4 protein-coding genes are annotated in these 21,693 nt (G+C 60.7%); all 4 read right to left on the reverse strand.

Going from position 1 to position 21,693, the window contains the following annotated elements:
• Positions 1-219: 219 nt before the first annotated feature.
• Entirely contained in the window at positions 220-18,054 is a 17,835-nt protein-coding gene (locus QCD60_RS03375) for a Calx-beta domain-containing protein (protein ID WP_279782402.1), read from the reverse strand.
• Positions 18,055-18,271: 217 nt separating this feature from the next.
• A complete protein-coding gene (gene ppnN / locus QCD60_RS03380) occupies positions 18,272-19,657 on the reverse strand; it encodes a nucleotide 5'-monophosphate nucleosidase PpnN (RefSeq protein WP_279782404.1) in 1,386 nt (461 codons plus the stop codon).
• A 173-nt stretch (positions 19,658-19,830) separates the two neighbouring features.
• Positions 19,831-20,667, reverse strand: a complete 837-nt coding sequence (locus QCD60_RS03385; RefSeq protein WP_279782406.1) for an EI24 domain-containing protein — start codon at positions 20,665-20,667, stop codon at positions 19,831-19,833.
• Positions 20,668-20,775: 108 nt separating this feature from the next.
• Positions 20,776-21,504: a Sir2 family NAD+-dependent deacetylase gene (gene cobB / locus QCD60_RS03390; protein ID WP_279782408.1), complete on the reverse strand. Its 729-nt coding sequence runs from the start codon at positions 21,502-21,504 to the stop codon at positions 20,776-20,778.
• Positions 21,505-21,693: the final 189 nt, after the last annotated feature.

Below are 21,693 nucleotides of genomic sequence, written 5' to 3' on the forward strand. Positions count from 1 at the left end.
ACAAACAGTGTCAATAAAACAAGTAAACACATGATTACAAAATGAGTTAACGGAACTCTGAATAAAAACTTAAGAAGTCCCTATGATTTTGAAGTGTAGTACACCGATCCCACTATTCGCCTCCAAATATAAAGAACGAGTCTGACTGCTTTATGTTTCCGGCAGGCACAAAAAAGCCCATGCAGAGCATGGGCTTTTTGTTTGGACTTACATCACACGTTAGCTGTGATCCACCACCAGCTGATGACTGTTGATCAGATTATTGATGATCTCAGTATCGCTGCTGCCTGAAGATGACAGATCAACACCTTTAAGGGTAATGACCTGATCAGCCTGACTGTGATCACCCGAAGTAAACTGACCAGATGTACTGACATAGAGAACAGTGTCGGTAGAGCCGCTACTGGAGTCTGTCTCAAAGTGCAGGTAGTTGCTTAGATCCTGTCCTGATGTATCTGGCAGCATATCCGACAGATCCAGTACATCAGCATTGCTATCCGAGCTACTGGTTGCGATGTGGAAGTCAGCAACCACGTCGCTGGCAGGATCTCCGACAGCGCCCTGATCTCCCGATAGCCATATGAAGGTGTCTTGTCCCTGGCCACCATGCATGATGTCATCCCCTGCTCCACCGGTGATCTGATCATCGCCGCCCTGGCCGAAGATCAGATCATCGCCATCACCGCCAATCAGGATGTCATTGCCACCACGAGTATCAGTGTCATCATTTAGCGCATCAGCATTGTTGATGATGTAGTTACGGATCTCGGCATCAGTAGGTGTAGTACCTCCGTTGAGCTGGGTCAGATACTCAAGCAGGCCTGTGTAACCAAGTCCGTCATGAGTACCCGCCGCATAACCATCCCAACTGAGACTGTCGGAGTTGACGGTATCACCGAAGATGACGTCATTACCGGCGGTACCAACCAGGGTGTCATTACCTAATGGTACTTCAGTCAGATCATCCAAAGCCCCCTGCAGTGCAGCTGTCAAAGCATCAGCATCCGCAGAATCTTCAACGTAATCAGGGTTACCATCACTATCAAAATTGGTCAGTTGCTGACCAAACGTGCTGTCAGGGTCAATATTTAGACCAATGGCACTGACAGTAACCTGATTATTGCTGACAAGATTGTTATAGGCCTCCAAGCCTTCGGTGTAGCCAACACTGTCGCTATATTGCAACTTACCACTGTCGTCATAGTAACTTCGTGGCTCACCATCAGACAGGAAGAAGGAGATATTGCTGTAGTCGGCCCCACTGTCATAGCCAGCACTTGTTTCTGTACTGAACCAATCACTGGCTGCATTGAACGCAGCCTCATAGTTGGTAGTACCATCAGCCGTCAGCGCACTCACTGCAGTCTGAGCATCCGACAATTCGTTCGAATCAAAGCCATCAATGCTATAGACAGTTGTTGCGCTACCGTTGAATGCGACAATTTGCAGATTGATGGTGCCTTCAAAATCCGCTAGCTGCGACAGCAGAGTATTTACCGCCTCTTTTAGATTTGTCAGGCGATCCCCCACCATACTTCCTGAAATATCAAGTATCAGGGATACGTTATAGTTTGGCGCTTCTCCCGGAGTGACGACAACCCCGGCAACATCGCCAATCAATACATCGCTGCCTAAGGTAGACGTTTTAGTATTGTCGTCATTATCACCCACATAGAGCTCAGACTGGTTGGCGTTGATAGTGACTGTAAGGGTAGAGCTGGACGTATCGCCATCATTGTCGATCAGGGTGTAGGTGAAGTTTTCCTGAGATTGCAGCGCATCCTGCTCACTGTCTGGGGTATAGGAGTAGCTACCGCTGACCAGATTGACCACCAGCGTACCGTGCTCCGTATCGATTGAAAGTGTCGTCGTAGCAGTATCGAAATCAACATCACTGCCGTCACTGGTTGTCACAGCATTAGTCGCAACATCATAAGTGTAGGTGACACCGTCATACCCGATCGACTGAATATGACCACCGTCTGCACCAAAACCAGAGCCATCAGTTGTTCCGGTGGCCGTTTCCACTACAACAGTAGACTGAAGCACGCCAGAAAGCTGTGACAGGTCAGTGACGATGATGGCACTGCTATCTGTTGCCGTCGCACCGTCATAAGAAATGGCATCCAGATAATCACTGCTTGCGGCACTGCCCAGCCCAATGGCATAAGCCGTAATGCTGTTGTCGGCGAGGAAGGTCTGCCATGCAGCTTGCTCAGTAGCATCCAGACCAAGCGATCCGGTACCGTTGTCCTCGTTCGGCACACCATCAGAGATGAAGTAGAGAATGTTGCTGGCACCCTCAATCATGCCACTCGTATTCGAGTTCACCAGAGACTGTAAAGCCGCAATAGCAGCATCATAGTCAGTACCGCCTTCTGCCGTTAACCCGTCCACAATTGACTTGGCCGTCAACAGATCCATCCATGCCGTTCCCTGCTGCTGCGAGTCAGAATCAAAGGTCACAATGGAGACTTTGACGTTATTGGCATTTTCACCGTAATAAGTCAGAAGATCATTGATGGCAGCCTTGGCCAGTGCAAGGGTACTGGCATAACCCGCCACGCCCGGATCGTCGTTCATACTCAACGACATATCCAACACGATCATGAGATTGACATCACCAGTAGTGACAGACGCGGTCAGCTGATGGGCAGTAGCGACGGGCGAGTCATCCTCTACGGTTACAGTGATAGTGGAGTTGGCTGTTGCAGTGCCATCCGTAGCCGCGACCCCCACATTGAATGACAGGTTGTCTTCACTGGTTGTATCCGCGTGATCAAGGTGCCCCGTCAGTTTGACGTCGTAGTCGCCGTTGTCATCGATAGTCACTACAACGATATCAGCACCGTTAGCACTGCCCGTGAGCGTATGGCCATCACCAGAGAGGCTCCAGCTCAGCGCAGTACCATCAGACGTCAGGGTATCAGTAGGAGCGCTCAGGCTGAATGTAAAGTCGGCAACACTGGCATTAGCAAGGCCAACGTTGCCAGAGTCCTCAGCGCTGTCGGTCGTGTCGACATTACCGACATTGTCCTTGATACCATCGACCAGCCCCTCTTCGGAGACGATTGCTGCAGCTGCGACCAACATTGGCATGTCATTGCTGCGAATCTTGCCATCAGCGCTATCACTGTTAATAGCCTGGCCATTGGTCTGGGCATTGCTCGCGGTAACAACGAAGTTCTCCAACTTCTCATACAGATCATCATCCGCAGCCACTAAAGTAAGGGTTGCCTCTGTTTGCCCCGCAGCCATGGTGATATCACCAGTAAATGCGCCAAGACTGCTGTCCCAGACCAGTATGGTATCCGTTCCGTTCACATCCACCGTAATGGTCTGAACATCACCCTCCTCAATCGGATCAGTCGACCCAGGAGCCACACTGATAGTCATGGTGGTTTCGTACTCACTCGGGTTACTCAGAGTGACCGTGAAGCTGGCATCCTGCCCACCTTCGACCGCTGTGTCGACTACAGCAGCAACATCCAGTACCGGCACATCCCCTTCGTGATCTCCTGGCTCATCACCATCTTCATCAGCGATGGAACCGTCTGCGCTGGCATCATTGAGTGCTTCGCCATTGGTCTGGGCATTGGTGACATTGACTACAAAACTCTCAATGTTCTCGTAGGTGTCATCATCGGCCGCCACCAGGGTCAGTTCGGCACTGGTGGTGCCCGCCGCGAAGGTGACGTCGCCGGTGTAGGCGCCGGCACTGCTGTCCCAGGTCAGGGTGTAGTCGGTGCCATCAACGCTGACCGTGATGGTCTGCACATCGCCTTCTTCGATGGGGTTGCCGCTGCTGCCCGGGGCCACGCTGACGGTCATGGTGGTGGCGTATTCGCTGGGGTTGCTCAGGTCAATGCTGAACACGGCATTGGTCTGGCTGCCATCGGCCGCCGGTTCGGTGGCCTGCGCCACCACGGCGGTGACGCTGACGCTGGGCAGGTCGCCATAGGGCGGCTCGCTCGGCGGCTGATCGGGCGCCCGGTCGTCGGCAATGGAGCCGTCGGCACTGGCGTCGTTCAGCGCCTGACCGTTGGTCTGGGCGTTGCTGACGCTGACGGTGAAGCCTTCCACGCCTTCGTAGGTGGCGTCATCGGCCGCCACCAGGGTCAGTGCGGCACTGGTGGTGCCCGCCGCGAAGGTGACGTCGCCGGTGTAGGCGCCGGCACTGCTGTCCCAGGTCAGGGTGTAGTCGGTGCCATCGACGCTGACCGTGATGGTCTGCACATCGCCTTCTTCGATGGGGTTGCCGCTGCTGCCCGGGGCCACGCTGACGGTCATGGTGGTGGCGTATTCGCTGGGGTTGCTCAGGTCAATGCTGAACACGGCATTGGTCTGGCTGCCATCGGCCGCCGGTTCGGTGGCCTGCGCCACCACGGCGGTGACGCTGACGCTGGGCAGGTCGCCATAGGGCGGCTCGCTCGGCGGCTGATCGGGCGCCCGGTCGTCGGCAATGGAGCCGTCGGCACTGGCGTCGTTCAGCGCCTGACCGTTGGTCTGGGCGTTGCTGACGCTGACGGTGAAGCCTTCCACGCCTTCGTAGGTGGCGTCATCGGCCGCCACCAGGGTCAGTGCGGCACTGGTGGTGCCCGCCGCGAAGGTGACGTCGCCGGTGTAGGCGCCGGCACTGCTGTCCCAGGTCAGGGTGTAGTCGGTGCCATCGACGCTGACCGTAATGGTCTGTACGTCATTCTGCTCAATACCGTCGGTCGCACTGGGGGCAACACTGACGGTCATAGTAGTGGCGTATTCGCTGGGGTTGCTCAGATCAATAGTGAATACCGCATTGGTCTGACTGCCATCATCGGCAGGTTCGGTGGCCTGCGCCACCACGGCGGTGACGCTGACGCTGGGCAGGTCGCCATAGGGCGGCTCGCTCGGCGGCTGATCGGGCGCCCGGTCGTCGGCAATGGAGCCGTCGGCACTGGCGTCGTTCAGCGCCTGACCGTTGGTCTGGGCGTTGCTGACGCTGACGGTGAAGCCTTCCACGCCTTCGTAGGTGGCGTCATCGGCCGCCACCAGGGTCAGTGCGGCACTGGTGGTGCCCGCCGCGAAGGTGACGTCGCCGGTGTAGGCGCCGGCACTGCTGTCCCAGGTCAGGGTGTAGTCGGTGCCATCGACGCTGACCGTGATGGTCTGCACATCGCCTTCTTCGATGGGGTTGCCGCTGCTGCCCGGGGCCACGCTGACGGTCATGGTGGTGGCGTATTCGCTGGGGTTGCTCAGGTCAATGCTGAACACGGCATTGGTCTGGCTGCCATCGGCCGCCGGTTCGGTGGCCTGCGCCACCACGGCGGTGACGCTGACGCTGGGCAGGTCGCCATAGGGCGGCTCGCTCGGCGGCTGATCGGGCGCCCGGTCGTCGGCAATGGAGCCGTCGGCACTGGCGTCGTTCAGCGCCTGACCGTTGGTCTGGGCGTTGCTGACGCTGACGGTGAAGCCTTCCACGCCTTCGTAGGTGGCGTCATCGGCCGCCACCAGGGTCAGTGCGGCACTGGTGGTGCCCGCCGCGAAGGTGACGTCGCCGGTGTAGGCGCCGGCACTGCTGTCCCAGGTCAGGGTGTAGTCGGTGCCATCGACGCTGACCGTGATGGTCTGCACATCGCCTTCTTCGATGGGGTTGCCGCTGCTGCCCGGGGCCACGCTGACGGTCATGGTGGTGGCGTATTCGCTGGGGTTGCTCAGGTCAATGCTGAACACGGCATTGGTCTGGCTGCCATCGGCCGCCGGTTCGGTGGCCTGCGCCACCACGGCGGTGACGCTGACGCTGGGCAGGTCGCCATAGGGCGGCTCGCTCGGCGGCTGATCGGGCGCCCGGTCGTCGGCAATGGAGCCGTCGGCACTGGCGTCGTTCAGCGCCTGACCGTTGGTCTGGGCGTTGCTGACGCTGACGGTGAAGCCTTCCACGCCTTCGTAGGTGGCGTCATCGGCCGCCACCAGGGTCAGTGCGGCACTGGTGGTGCCCGCCGCGAAGGTGACGTCGCCGGTGTAGGCGCCGGCACTGCTGTCCCAGGTCAGGGTGTAGTCGGTGCCATCAACGCTGACCGTGATGGTCTGCACATCGCCTTCTTCGATGGGGTTGCCGCTGCTGCCCGGGGCCACGCTGACGGTCATGGTGGTGGCGTATTCGCTGGGGTTGCTCAGGTCAATGCTGAACACGGCATTGGTCTGGCTGCCATCGGCCGCCGGTTCGGTGGCCTGCGCCACCACGGCGGTGACGCTGACGCTGGGCAGGTCGCCATAGGGCGGCTCGCTCGGCGGCTGATCCGGTGCCCGGTCGTCGGCAATGGAGCCGTCGGCACTGGCGTCGTTCAGCGCCTGACCGTTGGTCTGGGCGTTGCTGACGCTGACGGTGAAGCCTTCCACGCCTTCGTAGGTGGCGTCATCGGCCGCCACCAGGGTCAGTTCGGCACTGGTGGTGCCCGCCGCGAAGGTGACGTCGCCGGTGTAGGCGCCGGCACTGCTGTCCCAGGTCAGGGTGTAGTCGGTGCCATCAACGCTGACCGTGATGGTCTGCACATCGCCTTCTTCGATGGGGTTGCCGCTGCTGCCCGGGGCCACGCTGACGGTCATGGTGGTGGCGTATTCGCTGGGGTTGCTCAGGTCAATGCTGAACACGGCATTGGTCTGGCTGCCATCGGCCGCCGGTTCGGTGGCCTGCGCCACCACGGCGGTGACGCTGACGCTGGGCAGGTCGCCATAGGGCGGCTCGCTCGGCGGCTGATCGGGCGCCCGGTCGTCGGCAATGGAGCCGTCGGCACTGGCGTCGTTCAGCGCCTGACCGTTGGTCTGGGCGTTGCTGACGCTGACGGTGAAGCCTTCCACGCCTTCGTAGGTGGCGTCATCGGCCGCCACCAGGGTCAGTGCGGCACTGGTGGTGCCCGCCGCGAAGGTGACGTCGCCGGTGTAGGCGCCGGCACTGCTGTCCCAGGTCAGGGTGTAGTCGGTGCCATCGACGCTGACCGTGATGGTCTGCACATCGCCTTCTTCGATGGGGTTGCCGCTGCTGCCCGGGGCCACGCTGACGGTCATGGTGGTGGCGTATTCGCTGGGGTTGCTCAGGTCAATGCTGAACACGGCATTGGTCTGGCTGCCATCGGCCGCCGGTTCGGTGGCCTGCGCCACCACGGCGGTGACGCTGACGCTGGGCAGGTCGCCATAGGGCGGCTCGCTCGGCGGCTGATCGGGCGCCCGGTCGTCGGCAATGGAGCCGTCGGCACTGGCGTCGTTCAGCGCCTGACCGTTGGTCTGGGCGTTGCTGACGCTGACGGTGAAGCCTTCCACGCCTTCGTAGGTGGCGTCATCGGCCGCCACCAGGGTCAGTGCGGCACTGGTGGTGCCCGCCGCGAAGGTGACGTCGCCGGTGTAGGCGCCGGCACTGCTGTCCCAGGTCAGGGTGTAGTCGGTGCCATCGACGCTGACCGTGATGGTCTGCACATCGCCTTCTTCGATGGGGTTGCCGCTGCTGCCCGGGGCCACGCTGACGGTCATGGTGGTGGCGTATTCGCTGGGGTTGCTCAGGTCAATGCTGAACACGGCATTGGTCTGGCTGCCATCGGCCGCCGGTTCGGTGGCCTGCGCCACCACGGCGGTGACGCTGACGCTGGGCAGGTCGCCATAGGGCGGCTCGCTCGGCGGCTGATCGGGCGCCCGGTCGTCGGCAATGGAGCCGTCGGCACTGGCGTCGTTCAGCGCCTGACCGTTGGTCTGGGCGTTGCTGACGCTGACGGTGAAGCCTTCCACGCCTTCGTAGGTGGCGTCATCGGCCGCCACCAGGGTCAGTGCGGCACTGGTGGTGCCCGCCGCGAAGGTGACGTCGCCGGTGTAGGCGCCGGCACTGCTGTCCCAGGTCAGGGTGTAGTCGGTGCCATCGACGCTGACCGTGATGGTCTGCACATCGCCTTCTTCGATGGGGTTGCCGCTGCTGCCCGGGGCCACGCTGACGGTCATGGTGGTGGCGTATTCGCTGGGGTTGCTCAGGTCAATGCTGAACACGGCATTGGTCTGGCTGCCATCGGCCGCCGGTTCGGTGGCCTGCGCCACCACGGCGGTGACGCTGACGCTGGGCAGGTCGCCATAGGGCGGCTCGCTCGGCGGCTGATCGGGCGCCCGGTCGTCGGCAATGGAGCCGTCGGCACTGGCGTCGTTCAGCGCCTGACCGTTGGTCTGGGCGTTGCTGACGCTGACGGTGAAGCCTTCCACGCCTTCGTAGGTGGCGTCATCGGCCGCCACCAGGGTCAGTGCGGCACTGGTGGTGCCCGCCGCGAAGGTGACGTCGCCGGTGTAGGCGCCGGCACTGCTGTCCCAGGTCAGGGTGTAGTCGGTGCCATCGACGCTGACCGTGATGGTCTGCACATCGCCTTCTTCGATGGGGTTGCCGCTGCTGCCCGGGGCCACGCTGACGGTCATGGTGGTGGCGTATTCGCTGGGGTTGCTCAGGTCAATGCTGAACACGGCATTGGTCTGGCTGCCATCGGCCGCCGGTTCGGTGGCCTGCGCCACCACGGCGGTGACGCTGACGCTGGGCAGGTCGCCATAGGGCGGCTCGCTCGGCGGCTGATCCGGTGCCCGGTCGTCGGCAATGGAGCCGTCGGCACTGGCGTCGTTCAGCGCCTGACCGTTGGTCTGGGCGTTGCTGACGCTGACGGTGAAGCCTTCCACGCCTTCGTAGGTGGCGTCATCGGCCGCCACCAGGGTCAGTGCGGCACTGGTGGTGCCCGCCGCGAAGGTGACGTCGCCGGTGTAGGCGCCGGCACTGCTGTCCCAGGTCAGGGTGTAGTCGGTGCCATCAACGCTGACCGTGATGGTCTGCACATCGCCTTCTTCGATGGGGTTGCCGCTGCTGCCCGGGGCCACGCTGACGGTCATGGTGGTGGCGTATTCGCTGGGGTTGCTCAGGTCAATGCTGAACACGGCATTGGTCTGGCTGCCATCGGCCGCCGGTTCGGTGGCCTGCGCCACCACGGCGGTGACGCTGACGCTGGGCAGGTCGCCATAGGGCGGCTCGCTCGGCGGCTGATCGGGCGCCCGGTCGTCGGCAATGGAGCCGTCGGCACTGGCGTCGTTCAGCGCCTGACCGTTGGTCTGGGCGTTGCTGACGCTGACGGTGAAGCCTTCCACGCCTTCGTAGGTGGCGTCATCGGCCGCCACCAGGGTCAGTGCGGCACTGGTGGTGCCCGCCGCGAAGGTGACGTCGCCGGTGTAGGCGCCGGCACTGCTGTCCCAGGTCAGGGTGTAGTCGGTGCCATCGACGCTGACCGTGATGGTCTGCACATCGCCTTCTTCGATGGGGTTGCCGCTGCTGCCCGGGGCCACGCTGACGGTCATGGTGGTGGCGTATTCGCTGGGGTTGCTCAGGTCAATGCTGAACACGGCATTGGTCTGGCTGCCATCGGCCGCCGGTTCGGTGGCCTGCGCCACCACGGCGGTGACGCTGACGCTGGGCAGGTCGCCATAGGGCGGCTCGCTCGGCGGCTGATCGGGCGCCCGGTCGTCGGCAATGGAGCCGTCGGCACTGGCGTCGTTCAGCGCCTGACCGTTGGTCTGGGCGTTGCTGACGCTGACGGTGAAGCCTTCCACGCCTTCGTAGGTGGCGTCATCGGCCGCCACCAGGGTCAGTGCGGCACTGGTGGTGCCCGCCGCGAAGGTGACGTCGCCGGTGTAGGCGCCGGCACTGCTGTCCCAGGTCAGGGTGTAGTCGGTGCCATCGACGCTGACCGTAATGGTCTGTACGTCATTCTGCTCAATACCGTCGGTCGCACTGGGGGCAACACTGACGGTCATAGTAGTGGCGTATTCGCTGGGGTTGCTCAGATCAATAGTGAATACCGCATTGGTCTGACTGCCATCATCGGCAGGTTCGGTGGCCTGCGCCACCACGGCGGTGACGCTGACGCTGGGCAGGTCGCCATAGGGCGGCTCGCTCGGCGGCTGATCGGGCGCCCGGTCGTCGGCAATGGAGCCGTCGGCACTGGCGTCGTTCAGCGCCTGACCGTTGGTCTGGGCGTTGCTGACGCTGACGGTGAAGCCTTCCACGCCTTCGTAGGTGGCGTCATCGGCCGCCACCAGGGTCAGTGCGGCACTGGTGGTGCCCGCCGCGAAGGTGACGTCGCCGGTGTAGGCGCCGGCACTGCTGTCCCAGGTCAGGGTGTAGTCGGTGCCATCGACGCTGACCGTGATGGTCTGCACATCGCCTTCTTCGATGGGGTTGCCGCTGCTGCCCGGGGCCACGCTGACGGTCATGGTGGTGGCGTATTCGCTGGGGTTGCTCAGGTCAATGCTGAACACGGCATTGGTCTGGCTGCCATCGGCCGCCGGTTCGGTGGCCTGCGCCACCACGGCGGTGACGCTGACGCTGGGCAGGTCGCCATAGGGCGGCTCGCTCGGCGGCTGATCGGGCGCCCGGTCGTCGGCAATGGAGCCGTCGGCACTGGCGTCGTTCAGCGCCTGACCGTTGGTCTGGGCGTTGCTGACGCTGACGGTGAAGCCTTCCACGCCTTCGTAGGTGGCGTCATCGGCCGCCACCAGGGTCAGTGCGGCACTGGTGGTGCCCGCCGCGAAGGTGACGTCGCCGGTGTAGGCGCCGGCACTGCTGTCCCAGGTCAGGGTGTAGTCGGTGCCATCGACGCTGACCGTGATGGTCTGCACATCGCCTTCTTCGATGGGGTTGCCGCTGCTGCCCGGGGCCACGCTGACGGTCATGGTGGTGGCGTATTCGCTGGGGTTGCTCAGGTCAATGCTGAACACGGCATTGGTCTGGCTGCCATCGGCCGCCGGTTCGGTGGCCTGCGCCACCACGGCGGTGACGCTGACGCTGGGCAGGTCGCCATAGGGCGGCTCGCTCGGCGGCTGATCGGGCGCCCGGTCGTCGGCAATGGAGCCGTCGGCACTGGCGTCGTTCAGCGCCTGACCGTTGGTCTGGGCGTTGCTGACGCTGACGGTGAAGCCTTCCACGCCTTCGTAGGTGGCGTCATCGGCCGCCACCAGGGTCAGTGCGGCACTGGTGGTGCCCGCCGCGAAGGTGACGTCGCCGGTGTAGGCGCCGGCACTGCTGTCCCAGGTCAGGGTGTAGTCGGTGCCATCAACGCTGACCGTGATGGTCTGCACATCGCCTTCTTCGATGGGGTTGCCGCTGCTGCCCGGGGCCACGCTGACGGTCATGGTGGTGGCGTATTCGCTGGGGTTGCTCAGGTCAATGCTGAACACGGCATTGGTCTGGCTGCCATCGGCCGCCGGTTCGGTGGCCTGCGCCACCACGGCGGTGACGCTGACGCTGGGCAGGTCGCCATAGGGCGGCTCGCTCGGCGGCTGATCGGGCGCCCGGTCGTCGGCAATGGAGCCGTCGGCACTGGCGTCGTTCAGCGCCTGACCGTTGGTCTGGGCGTTGCTGACGCTGACGGTGAAGCCTTCCACGCCTTCGTAGGTGGCGTCATCGGCCGCCACCAGGGTCAGTGCGGCACTGGTGGTGCCCGCCGCGAAGGTGACGTCGCCGGTGTAGGCGCCGGCACTGCTGTCCCAGGTCAGGGTGTAGTCGGTGCCATCGACGCTGACCGTAATGGTCTGTACGTCATTCTGCTCAATACCGTCGGTCGCACTGGGGGCAACACTGACGGTCATAGTAGTGGCGTATTCGCTGGGGTTGCTCAGATCAATAGTGAATACCGCATTGGTCTGACTGCCATCATCGGCAGGTTCGGTGGCCTGCGCCACCACGGCGGTGACGCTGACGCTGGGCAGGTCGCCATAGGGCGGCTCGCTCGGCGGCTGATCGGGCGCCCGGTCGTCGGCAATGGAGCCGTCGGCACTGGCGTCGTTCAGCGCCTGACCGTTGGTCTGGGCGTTGCTGACGCTGACGGTGAAGCCTTCCACGCCTTCGTAGGTGGCGTCATCGGCCGCCACCAGGGTCAGTGCGGCACTGGTGGTGCCCGCCGCGAAGGTGACGTCGCCGGTGTAGGCGCCGGCACTGCTGTCCCAGGTCAGGGTGTAGTCGGTGCCATCGACGCTGACCGTGATGGTCTGCACATCGCCTTCTTCGATGGGGTTGCCGCTGCTGCCCGGGGCCACGCTGACGGTCATGGTGGTGGCGTATTCGCTGGGGTTGCTCAGGTCAATGCTGAACACGGCATTGGTCTGGCTGCCATCGGCCGCCGGTTCGGTGGCCTGCGCCACCACGGCGGTGACGCTGACGCTGGGCAGGTCGCCATAGGGCGGCTCGCTCGGCGGCTGATCGGGCGCCCGGTCGTCGGCAATGGAGCCGTCGGCACTGGCGTCGTTCAGCGCCTGACCGTTGGTCTGGGCGTTGCTGACGCTGACGGTGAAGCCTTCCACGCCTTCGTAGGTGGCGTCATCGGCCGCCACCAGGGTCAGTGCGGCACTGGTGGTGCCCGCCGCGAAGGTGACGTCGCCGGTGTAGGCGCCGGCACTGCTGTCCCAGGTCAGGGTGTAGTCGGTGCCATCGACGCTGACCGTGATGGTCTGCACATCGCCTTCTTCGATGGGGTTGCCGCTGCTGCCCGGGGCCACGCTGACGGTCATGGTGGTGGCGTATTCGCTGGGGTTGCTCAGGTCAATGCTGAACACGGCATTGGTCTGGCTGCCATCGGCCGCCGGTTCGGTGGCCTGCGCCACCACGGCGGTGACGCTGACGCTGGGCAGGTCGCCATAGGGCGGCTCGCTCGGCGGCTGATCCGGTGCCCGGTCGTCGGCAATGGAGCCGTCGGCACTGGCGTCGTTCAGCGCCTGACCGTTGGTCTGGGCGTTGCTGACGCTGACGGTGAAGCCTTCCACGCCTTCGTAGGTGGCGTCATCGGCCGCCACCAGGGTCAGTGCGGCACTGGTGGTGCCCGCCGCGAAGGTGACGTCGCCGGTGTAGGCGCCGGCACTGCTGTCCCAGGTCAGGGTGTAGTCGGTGCCATCAACGCTGACCGTGATGGTCTGCACATCGCCTTCTTCGATGGGGTTGCCGCTGCTGCCCGGGGCCACGCTGACGGTCATGGTGGTGGCGTATTCGCTGGGGTTGCTCAGGTCAATGCTGAACACGGCATTGGTCTGGCTGCCATCGGCCGCCGGTTCGGTGGCCTGCGCCACCACGGCGGTGACGCTGACGCTGGGCAGGTCGCCATAGGGCGGCTCGCTCGGCGGCTGATCGGGCGCCCGGTCGTCGGCAATGGAGCCGTCGGCACTGGCGTCGTTCAGCGCCTGACCGTTGGTCTGGGCGTTGCTGACGCTGACGGTGAAGCCTTCCACGCCTTCGTAGGTGGCGTCATCGGCCGCCACCAGGGTCAGTGCGGCACTGGTGGTGCCCGCCGCGAAGGTGACGTCGCCGGTGTAGGCGCCGGCACTGCTGTCCCAGGTCAGGGTGTAGTCGGTGCCATCGACGCTGACCGTGATGGTCTGCACATCGCCTTCTTCGATGGGGTTGCCGCTGCTGCCCGGGGCCACGCTGACGGTCATGGTGGTGGCGTATTCGCTGGGGTTGCTCAGGTCAATGCTGAACACGGCATTGGTCTGGCTGCCATCGGCCGCCGGTTCGGTGGCCTGCGCCACCACGGCGGTGACGCTGACGCTGGGCAGGTCGCCATAGGGCGGCTCGCTCGGCGGCTGATCGGGCGCCCGGTCGTCGGCAATGGAGCCGTCGGCACTGGCGTCGTTCAGCGCCTGACCGTTGGTCTGGGCGTTGCTGACGCTGACGGTGAAGCCTTCCACGCCTTCGTAGGTGGCGTCATCGGCCGCCACCAGGGTCAGTGCGGCACTGGTGGTGCCCGCCGCGAAGGTGACGTCGCCGGTGTAGGCGCCGGCACTGCTGTCCCAGGTCAGGGTGTAGTCGGTGCCATCGACGCTGACCGTGATGGTCTGCACATCGCCTTCTTCGATGGGGTTGCCGCTGCTGCCCGGGGCCACGCTGACGGTCATGGTGGTGGCGTATTCGCTGGGGTTGCTCAGGTCAATGCTGAACACGGCATTGGTCTGGCTGCCATCGGCCGCCGGTTCGGTGGCCTGCGCCACCACGGCGGTGACGCTGACGCTGGGCAGGTCGCCATAGGGCGGCTCGCTCGGCGGCTGATCGGGCGCCCGGTCGTCGGCAATGGAGCCGTCGGCACTGGCGTCGTTCAGCGCCTGACCGTTGGTCTGGGCGTTGCTGACGCTGACGGTGAAGCCTTCCACGCCTTCGTAGGTGGCGTCATCGGCCGCCACCAGGGTCAGTGCGGCACTGGTGGTGCCCGCCGCGAAGGTGACGTCGCCGGTGTAGGCGCCGGCACTGCTGTCCCAGGTCAGGGTGTAGTCGGTGCCATCGACGCTGACCGTGATGGTCTGCACATCGCCTTCTTCGATGGGGTTGCCGCTGCTGCCCGGGGCCACGCTGACGGTCATGGTGGTGGCGTATTCGCTGGGGTTGCTCAGGTCAATGCTGAACACGGCATTGGTCTGGCTGCCATCGGCCGCCGGTTCGGTGGCCTGCGCCACCACGGCGGTGACGCTGACGCTGGGCAGGTCGCCATAGGGCGGCTCGCTCGGCGGCTGATCGGGCGCCCGGTCGTCGGCAATGGAGCCGTCGGCACTGGCGTCGTTCAGCGCCTGACCGTTGGTCTGGGCGTTGCTGACGCTGACGGTGAAGCCTTCCACGCCTTCGTAGGTGGCGTCATCGGCCGCCACCAGGGTCAGTGCGGCACTGGTGGTGCCCGCCGCGAAGGTGACGTCGCCGGTGTAGGCGCCGGCACTGCTGTCCCAGGTCAGGGTGTAGTCGGTGCCATCGACGCTGACCGTGATGGTCTGCACATCGCCTTCTTCGATGGGGTTGCCGCTGCTGCCCGGGGCCACGCTGACGGTCATGGTGGTGGCGTATTCGCTGGGGTTGCTCAGGTCAATGCTGAACACGGCATTGGTCTGGCTGCCATCGGCCGCCGGTTCGGTGGCCTGCGCCACCACGGCGGTGACGCTGACGCTGGGCAGGTCGCCATAGGGCGGCTCGCTCGGCGGCTGATCCGGTGCCCGGTCGTCGGCAATGGAGCCGTCGGCACTGGCGTCGTTCAGCGCCTGACCGTTGGTCTGGGCGTTGCTGACGCTGACGGTGAAGCCTTCCACGCCTTCGTAGGTGGCGTCATCGGCCGCCACCAGGGTCAGTGCGGCACTGGTGGTGCCCGCCGCGAAGGTGACGTCGCCGGTGTAGGCGCCGGCACTGCTGTCCCAGGTCAGGGTGTAGTCGGTGCCATCGACGCTGACCGTAATGGTCTGTACGTCATTCTGCTCAATACCGTCGGTCGCACTGGGGGCAACACTGACGGTCATAGTAGTGGCGTATTCGCTGGGGTTGCTCAGGTCAATGCTGAACACGGCATTGGTCTGGCTGCCATCATCGGCAGGTTCAGTGGCCTGCGGTTGTACGGCAGTGACCGAGACGGTGGGAATATCGCCGCCCTGAGGCACATCACCGTCTTCATCGGCAATGGTACCGTCAGCACTGGCATCGTTCAGCGACTGGCCGTTGGTCTGGGCATCCGTCACGCTGACAGTGAAGCCTTCCACGCCTTCGTAAATACTGTCATCCGCCGCAACGATGGTGAGTTCAGCAGTAGTAGTACCCGCTGGAAGAGTGACATCGCCAGTGAAGGCGCCAGCGTTACTGTCCCAGGTCAGGGTGTAGTCGGTGCCATCGACGCTGACCGTAATGGTCTGTACGTCATTCTGCTCAATACCGTCGGTCGCACTGGGGGCAACACTGACGGTCATAGTAGTGGCGTATTCGCTGGGGTTGCTCAGGTCAATGCTGAACACGGCATTGGTCTGGCTGCCATCGGCCGCCGGTTCGGTGGCCTGCGGTTGTACGGCAGTGACCGAGACGGTGGGAATATCGCCGCCCTGAGGCACATCACCATCTTCATCGGCAATGGTACCGTCAGCACTGGCGTCGTTCAGGGACTGGCCGTTGGTCTGCGCATCCGTCACGCTGACAGTGAAACCTTCAACGCCTTCGTAAACATTGTCATCTGCCGCAACGATGGTGAGCTCAGCAGTAGTAGTACCCGCTGGAAGAGTGACATCGCCAGTGAAGGCGCCAGCGTTACTGTCCCAGGTCAGGGTGTAGTCGGTGCCATCGACGCTGACCGTAATGGTCTGTACGTCATTCTGCTCAATACCGTCGGTCGCACTGGGGGCAACACTGACGGTCATAGTAGTGGCGTATTCGCTGGGGTTGCTCAGGTCAATGCTGAACACGGCATTGGTCTGGCTGCCATCGGCCGCCGGTTCGGTGGCCTGCGGTTGTACGGCAGTGACCGAGACGGTGGGAATATCGCCGCCCTGAGGCACATCACCATCTTCATCGGCAATGGTACCGTCAGCACTGGCGTCGTTCAGGGACTGGCCGTTGGTCTGCGCATCCGTCACGCTGACAGTGAAACCTTCAACGCCTTCGTAAACATTGTCATCTGCCGCAACGATGGTGAGCTCAGCAGTAGTAGTACCCGCTGGAAGAGTGACATCGCCAGTGAAGGCGCCAGCGTTACTGTCCCAGGTCAGGGTGTAGTCGGTGCCATCGACGCTGACCGTAATGGTCTGTACGTCATTCTGCTCAATACCGTCGGTCGCACTGGGGGCAACACTGACGGTCATAGTAGTGGCGTATTCGCTGGGATTGCTCAGATCAATAGTGAATACCGCATTGGTCTGACTGCCATCATCGGCAGGTTCAGTGGCCTGCGGTTGTACGGCAGTGACCGAGACGGTGGGAATATCGCCGCCCTGAGGCACATCACCGTCTTCATCGGCAATGGTACCGTCAGCACTGGCGTCGTTCAGGGACTGGCCGTTGGTCTGCGCATCCGTCACGCTGACAGTGTAGCCTTCCACGCCTTCGTAAACATTGTCATCCGCCGCAACGATGGTGAGCTCGGCACTGGTCGTACCAGCCGGGATTGTAATACTGCCAGTGAAAGAGCCGCTATTACTGTCCCAGGTCAGGGTGTAATCCGTGCCGCTAACGTTGACCGTGATGGATTGAACATCCCCCTGCTCAATGCCATTCGTACCACTCGGCGTCACATTGACAGTCATGGTGGTATCTGTAGCACTTGGGTTGCTCAGATCAATAGTGAATACTGCATTGGTCTGGCTGCCATCAGCTGCAGGTTCAGTGGCCTGTGGTTGCACCGCAGTCACAGAGACGGTGATGTTGTCGTTATCGACGATATTTGTGGTGAAGCTGCCGTTATCAGAAATCTGCGCACCGCCATCCACAGAGATCACGGTGACCGTCAGTGTTTCAGCCCCTTCACTGATGTTGTCATCGGTGATGGGCACAGTGAAGGTACCGGTTGTACTGCCAGCAGGGATTACAACGGTGACGGTCGTTACGCCGGGCTGGCTGTAGTCTACACCTTCGCCGGTCGCCGTATCGGAAGAGGAACCTAACTGCACAACAATAGTCAGGTCAGTGGTGCTGGGGTTATCCAGCGTCAATGTAAAGGTGACGGTACCGTCCGATTCCTGGACGGAATCAGGACCAGAAATGGATACAGACACCGGCAACAGCGGAATAACATCATCTTCAGTACCAGCCGTAGCGTTGGTCGGCCCGGTGGTATCAAAACCTGCTGTGGGCTCTGACTCCAGCCCGATACGATCAATACTTACAACAGTGAAGCCACCACCGTCGGGACCTGCACCACCCGCACCTGGAGCACCACCTGCGGCAGTCGCTTCAAGCACCTGAGTCGGGTCAACACCGGCCAGAATCGCTTGCTGGATCGCATCTACACTGGTAGCACTTTCGGGTGTTGTTCCCGCAGCCAGATCAGCAGGATTCTGGCTCGCATCCTGATCACCACCGGAAGGAGAAACAGTACTATCAAGCAGGGCTACATCATTGGCACCCAATGCGGTACGAGATCCATCCGCGAAGGTAATAACCAGAGACGAGCCGTCTCCGGTCTGTACCTGATCATCAGCGTAAATGGTGTCGCCCAAGGCTAACGTACGAACCTGTCCATTGACATCTTTCGCCGTAACCTGACCCACCAGGGATGTAACCCGACCGATTGCAGTTGCCATGACTATCTCCCGTGCTTGAACACAGTTTGAAATGAATTGGATCAATAAAAGACCAATCCATTCCTGGCAACAAGGTACTTAAGTACCCAATCACGAACTTAAAGCGAAGAGATTGAACAGAAATATCAGGCAGGCTCTGGAGAGAAACATGGAACCCAGGCCGGACCACACTGGTCCGGCTATCTGGATGGCCGTGCAATTATTCCACATTGTGAAGTTATCGGATTACCCGATAACAGGGGACGTAACGTGACGCGTTGATTTTCATGCGTTTTTCTTCAACAAAGGCTTCAAGCAACGCATCAAGGCGTTGCATCAAGCCGGTGTCACCGCTGATGTGATAAGGACCATGCTGCTTGATAGCCTGAATTCCGTTGGCCTTTACATTACCGGCAACGATACCAGACATCGCCCTGCGCAGGTTGGCAGCCAGCTTCCAGGGCTCCTGCCCCAGGTGCAGATTCAGACTGGCCATGTTTTCGTGGGAAGGTTCAAATGGCTGCTGGAAATGATCATCAACGTGCAGCACCCAGTTGAAATGATATGCGTCACTATGCAGCTTGCGAAATGCGGTGACCTTTTCCATGCCCTGTTTCATTGCCCGCGCTGCAGCAGCGGGATCATCAATGATGATCTGATAGCGAGAACGAGCCTCCTCCCCGAGCGTTTCAGCAATAAACTCATCAATCAGACCGAAATAAGAAGCAGCACTTGCCGGACCGGTAAACACCAGCGGATACGGCAGATCTGCATTGCGGGGATGTAACAGGATACCAAGCAGATAAAGAATCTCCTCTGCTGTTCCCACCCCCCCCGGGAACACGATAATACCGTGCCCCAGACGAACAAACGCCTCCAGACGCTTTTCGATATCCGGCATGATAACCAGCTGATTAACGATAGGATTGGGGGACTCGGCAGCAATAATGCCCGGCTCGGTTATACCGATGTAACGACCATCACTGACACGCTGCTTGGCATGTGCAATGTTTGCTCCTTTCATCGGCCCCTTCATCGCACCCGGACCACACCCGGTACAAATATTCAGGTGGCGCAGGCCCAGTTCATACCCCACCTTTTTGGTGTACTGATACTCATAACTATTGATGGAATGACCACCCCAACACACTACCGTGTCAGGCTTGATCCTTGGACGCAGCACATTGGCATGGCGCAGAATGTGGAATACCGCGTTGGTGATACCTTCAGAATTGGAGAGATCCAGGGCGCAGTTACCCAACAATTCACCATGGATATAAACGATATCACGCAGCACCGAGAACAGGTTGTCGCGGATCCCCACAATCATTTCGCCGTCAACGAATGCACTGGCGGGCGCGTTATCAATTTCTAGTTTCAAGCCACGATATTGCTGAACGACGTGTACATCAAAATCAGCAAAGCTGCTCAGCACTTCCTCTGCGTCATCCATGTTACTGCCGCAGTTGAGGACTGCCAGACAGCACTGACGGAAGATTTTATGCAGGCCACCATCACTGATGTCCTGCAGGCGCTGAACCTCAGCCAGAGAGAGCACATCCATGTCACCTTCAGGGGTAACAATTGCCTTAGCCACTTTATTCTGAACAACTTTATCCAGCATATAGCCCCCTTAAAAACACATGACCGAGCCACCGGATCGGTCTTCAGGCTTAAGCTGTCGGCAGCATTACAAAGCTACAGTGACCGGCATCAGTCCACTGCCGACATACCACCACTGAATTAATGCCCCCATGATGCAGTAAAGGCAAGCAAAATCAGAGAGTTGAGAAGATGTCAGCGCGCCGCTGGAGGACCGCTACGCCCATCGCGGAGATTCTCAAACATATCACCCTGCCAGCGATGACGCTGGCCGTGCTGCAGAAAGAGGTGAGTCAACGCAACCACACCTATTATCGGGACGAACAGGTTGATAAAAGGCAGAAAGCTCAGGCAATACGCCACTGCACTTAGCCAGAACAGCGGCATGTTTGACCAGCGATTAACCTGTTTGAACGTCATCTCATCGAGCGTATTTTCGCCCACATCCTGCGCCAGCAGGCTACGAAAATAGGCATAAAAAATGACTTTGAACCAGACAATATTGATTAACGGAATCCACAGTATTGGCAAGGAAAATACCATTACAGCGGCCAGAGCACAGGTTTTGAGCAGCACCTTAACTATCGACTCGACCAGACCACCGTGTTGCTGCAATGGGACATCAGCGTAGTGCTTGTTGTGAATGTGTTTGACAATGCCTGGAGTCAGGAAGGCAGTAATCAACATAGCAACAAGAATCATGCCCTCTCCCAGCATGAATACGCCGAGAAAAGAAAACAGCATCCCCAATATCGCTTTAGCCACCAGCGCAAGCGCCACACCAATAAGAGGAACGCCATCTAACCACTGCTGTACATGCTGAATGAGGCCATCCACGGATGACTCCCCCCCTGTCAGCATGCCACTGCCCCAGCTAAACACGAACAGGCCGGCCCACATCAGTGCGCACAGTGCTACAACGAAGCCAACCACAAACGGCAGCATGGCTTTTTTCAAAATAGTGGCGGACAGCAGATCACTGACTATCAACTCCACCATTCCAGATTTGACGGAGGGAGAATCCCACGACATAGCGTCTCCTAATTGCTATCTGGTGCCTCTGCACCCTTTATATGTATGTCACTTGAAACTGAAACTCTGAATACGTTTACGACTGAGACCCTACTCACGCAATAACACTCAGCCTGCCTGCAGGACAGCAGTAACCCAGTCTGGCACTACCCTCGATGCGGGCCCATAGGCTCCATCATCAAAAGCGTGGTGATTCTTGCTTGGCTCCAGATTCAGCTCCAGCGTCCTGGCTCCCGTCGCTCTGGCCTCCTCAACAAACCCCGCTGCCGGATAAACATGCCCGGAAGTCCCGATAGAGACAAAAAGGTCAGCCTGTGCAAGTGCGTTATAGATGTCATCCATATGCATTGGCATCTCGCCAAACCAGACAATATCGGGGCGTAACGTAGCTGATCGCTGACAACAGGCACAGCAACTATCTGTATCAAGGTCGCTGGTATAGAAGAATCGTCGTCCACTGTGCACGCATCGAATCGAGTTCAACTCACCGTGCATATGAAGAACCTGTTGTGACCCCGCACGTTCATGCAAATTGTCAACGTTCTGCGTAACAAGCGTGACTATTCCATGAAATTCACGCTGCAGTCTGGCCAATGCCAGATGCGCAACATTTGGTTGCACTTCAGGTCGTTGCAGGTGAGCACGCCGGGCGTTATAGAACCGGTGCACGCGGGCAGGGTCATGAGCAAACCCCTGAGGAGTCGCCACCAGCTCTACAGGCTCGTTCTCCCATAAGCCATCTGCGGCGCGAAAGGTAGGAATTCCTGACTCAGCGGAAATACCCGCGCCCGTCAGTACAACAATATGTTTGATGGCTGCTGAAGGTTTGTGGAGCATGATGTTTCCCACAAAAATTGTCGACATACGACCAAGGACTCAGTGGGCATCAAAGTGGCTTTACTTTATAATGCGCCGCATCAAAAAAACCAGCGGAATACCAGAGCCGTATTAAGGTTTGATGACGCATTCCTACTGGACACCACGCCTGCGTCAAGAGCGCATGCAGGAGGCCTCACCACCCATGAG

Source organism: Pokkaliibacter sp. MBI-7 (assembly GCF_029846635.1).
GTDB lineage: Bacteria > Pseudomonadota > Gammaproteobacteria > Pseudomonadales > Balneatricaceae > Pokkaliibacter.

Coding starts and splice junctions, on each gene's coding strand:
- ppnN (WP_279782404.1), bottom strand. CDS start 19,657: ATGCTGGATAAAGTTGTTCAGAATAAAGTGGCTAAGGCAATTGTTACC.
- QCD60_RS03375 (WP_279782402.1), bottom strand. CDS start 18,054: ATGGCAACTGCAATCGGTCGGGTTACATCCCTGGTGGGTCAGGTTACG.
- QCD60_RS03385 (WP_279782406.1), bottom strand. CDS start 20,667: ATGTCGTGGGATTCTCCCTCCGTCAAATCTGGAATGGTGGAGTTGATA.
- cobB (WP_279782408.1), bottom strand. CDS start 21,504: ATGCTCCACAAACCTTCAGCAGCCATCAAACATATTGTTGTACTGACG.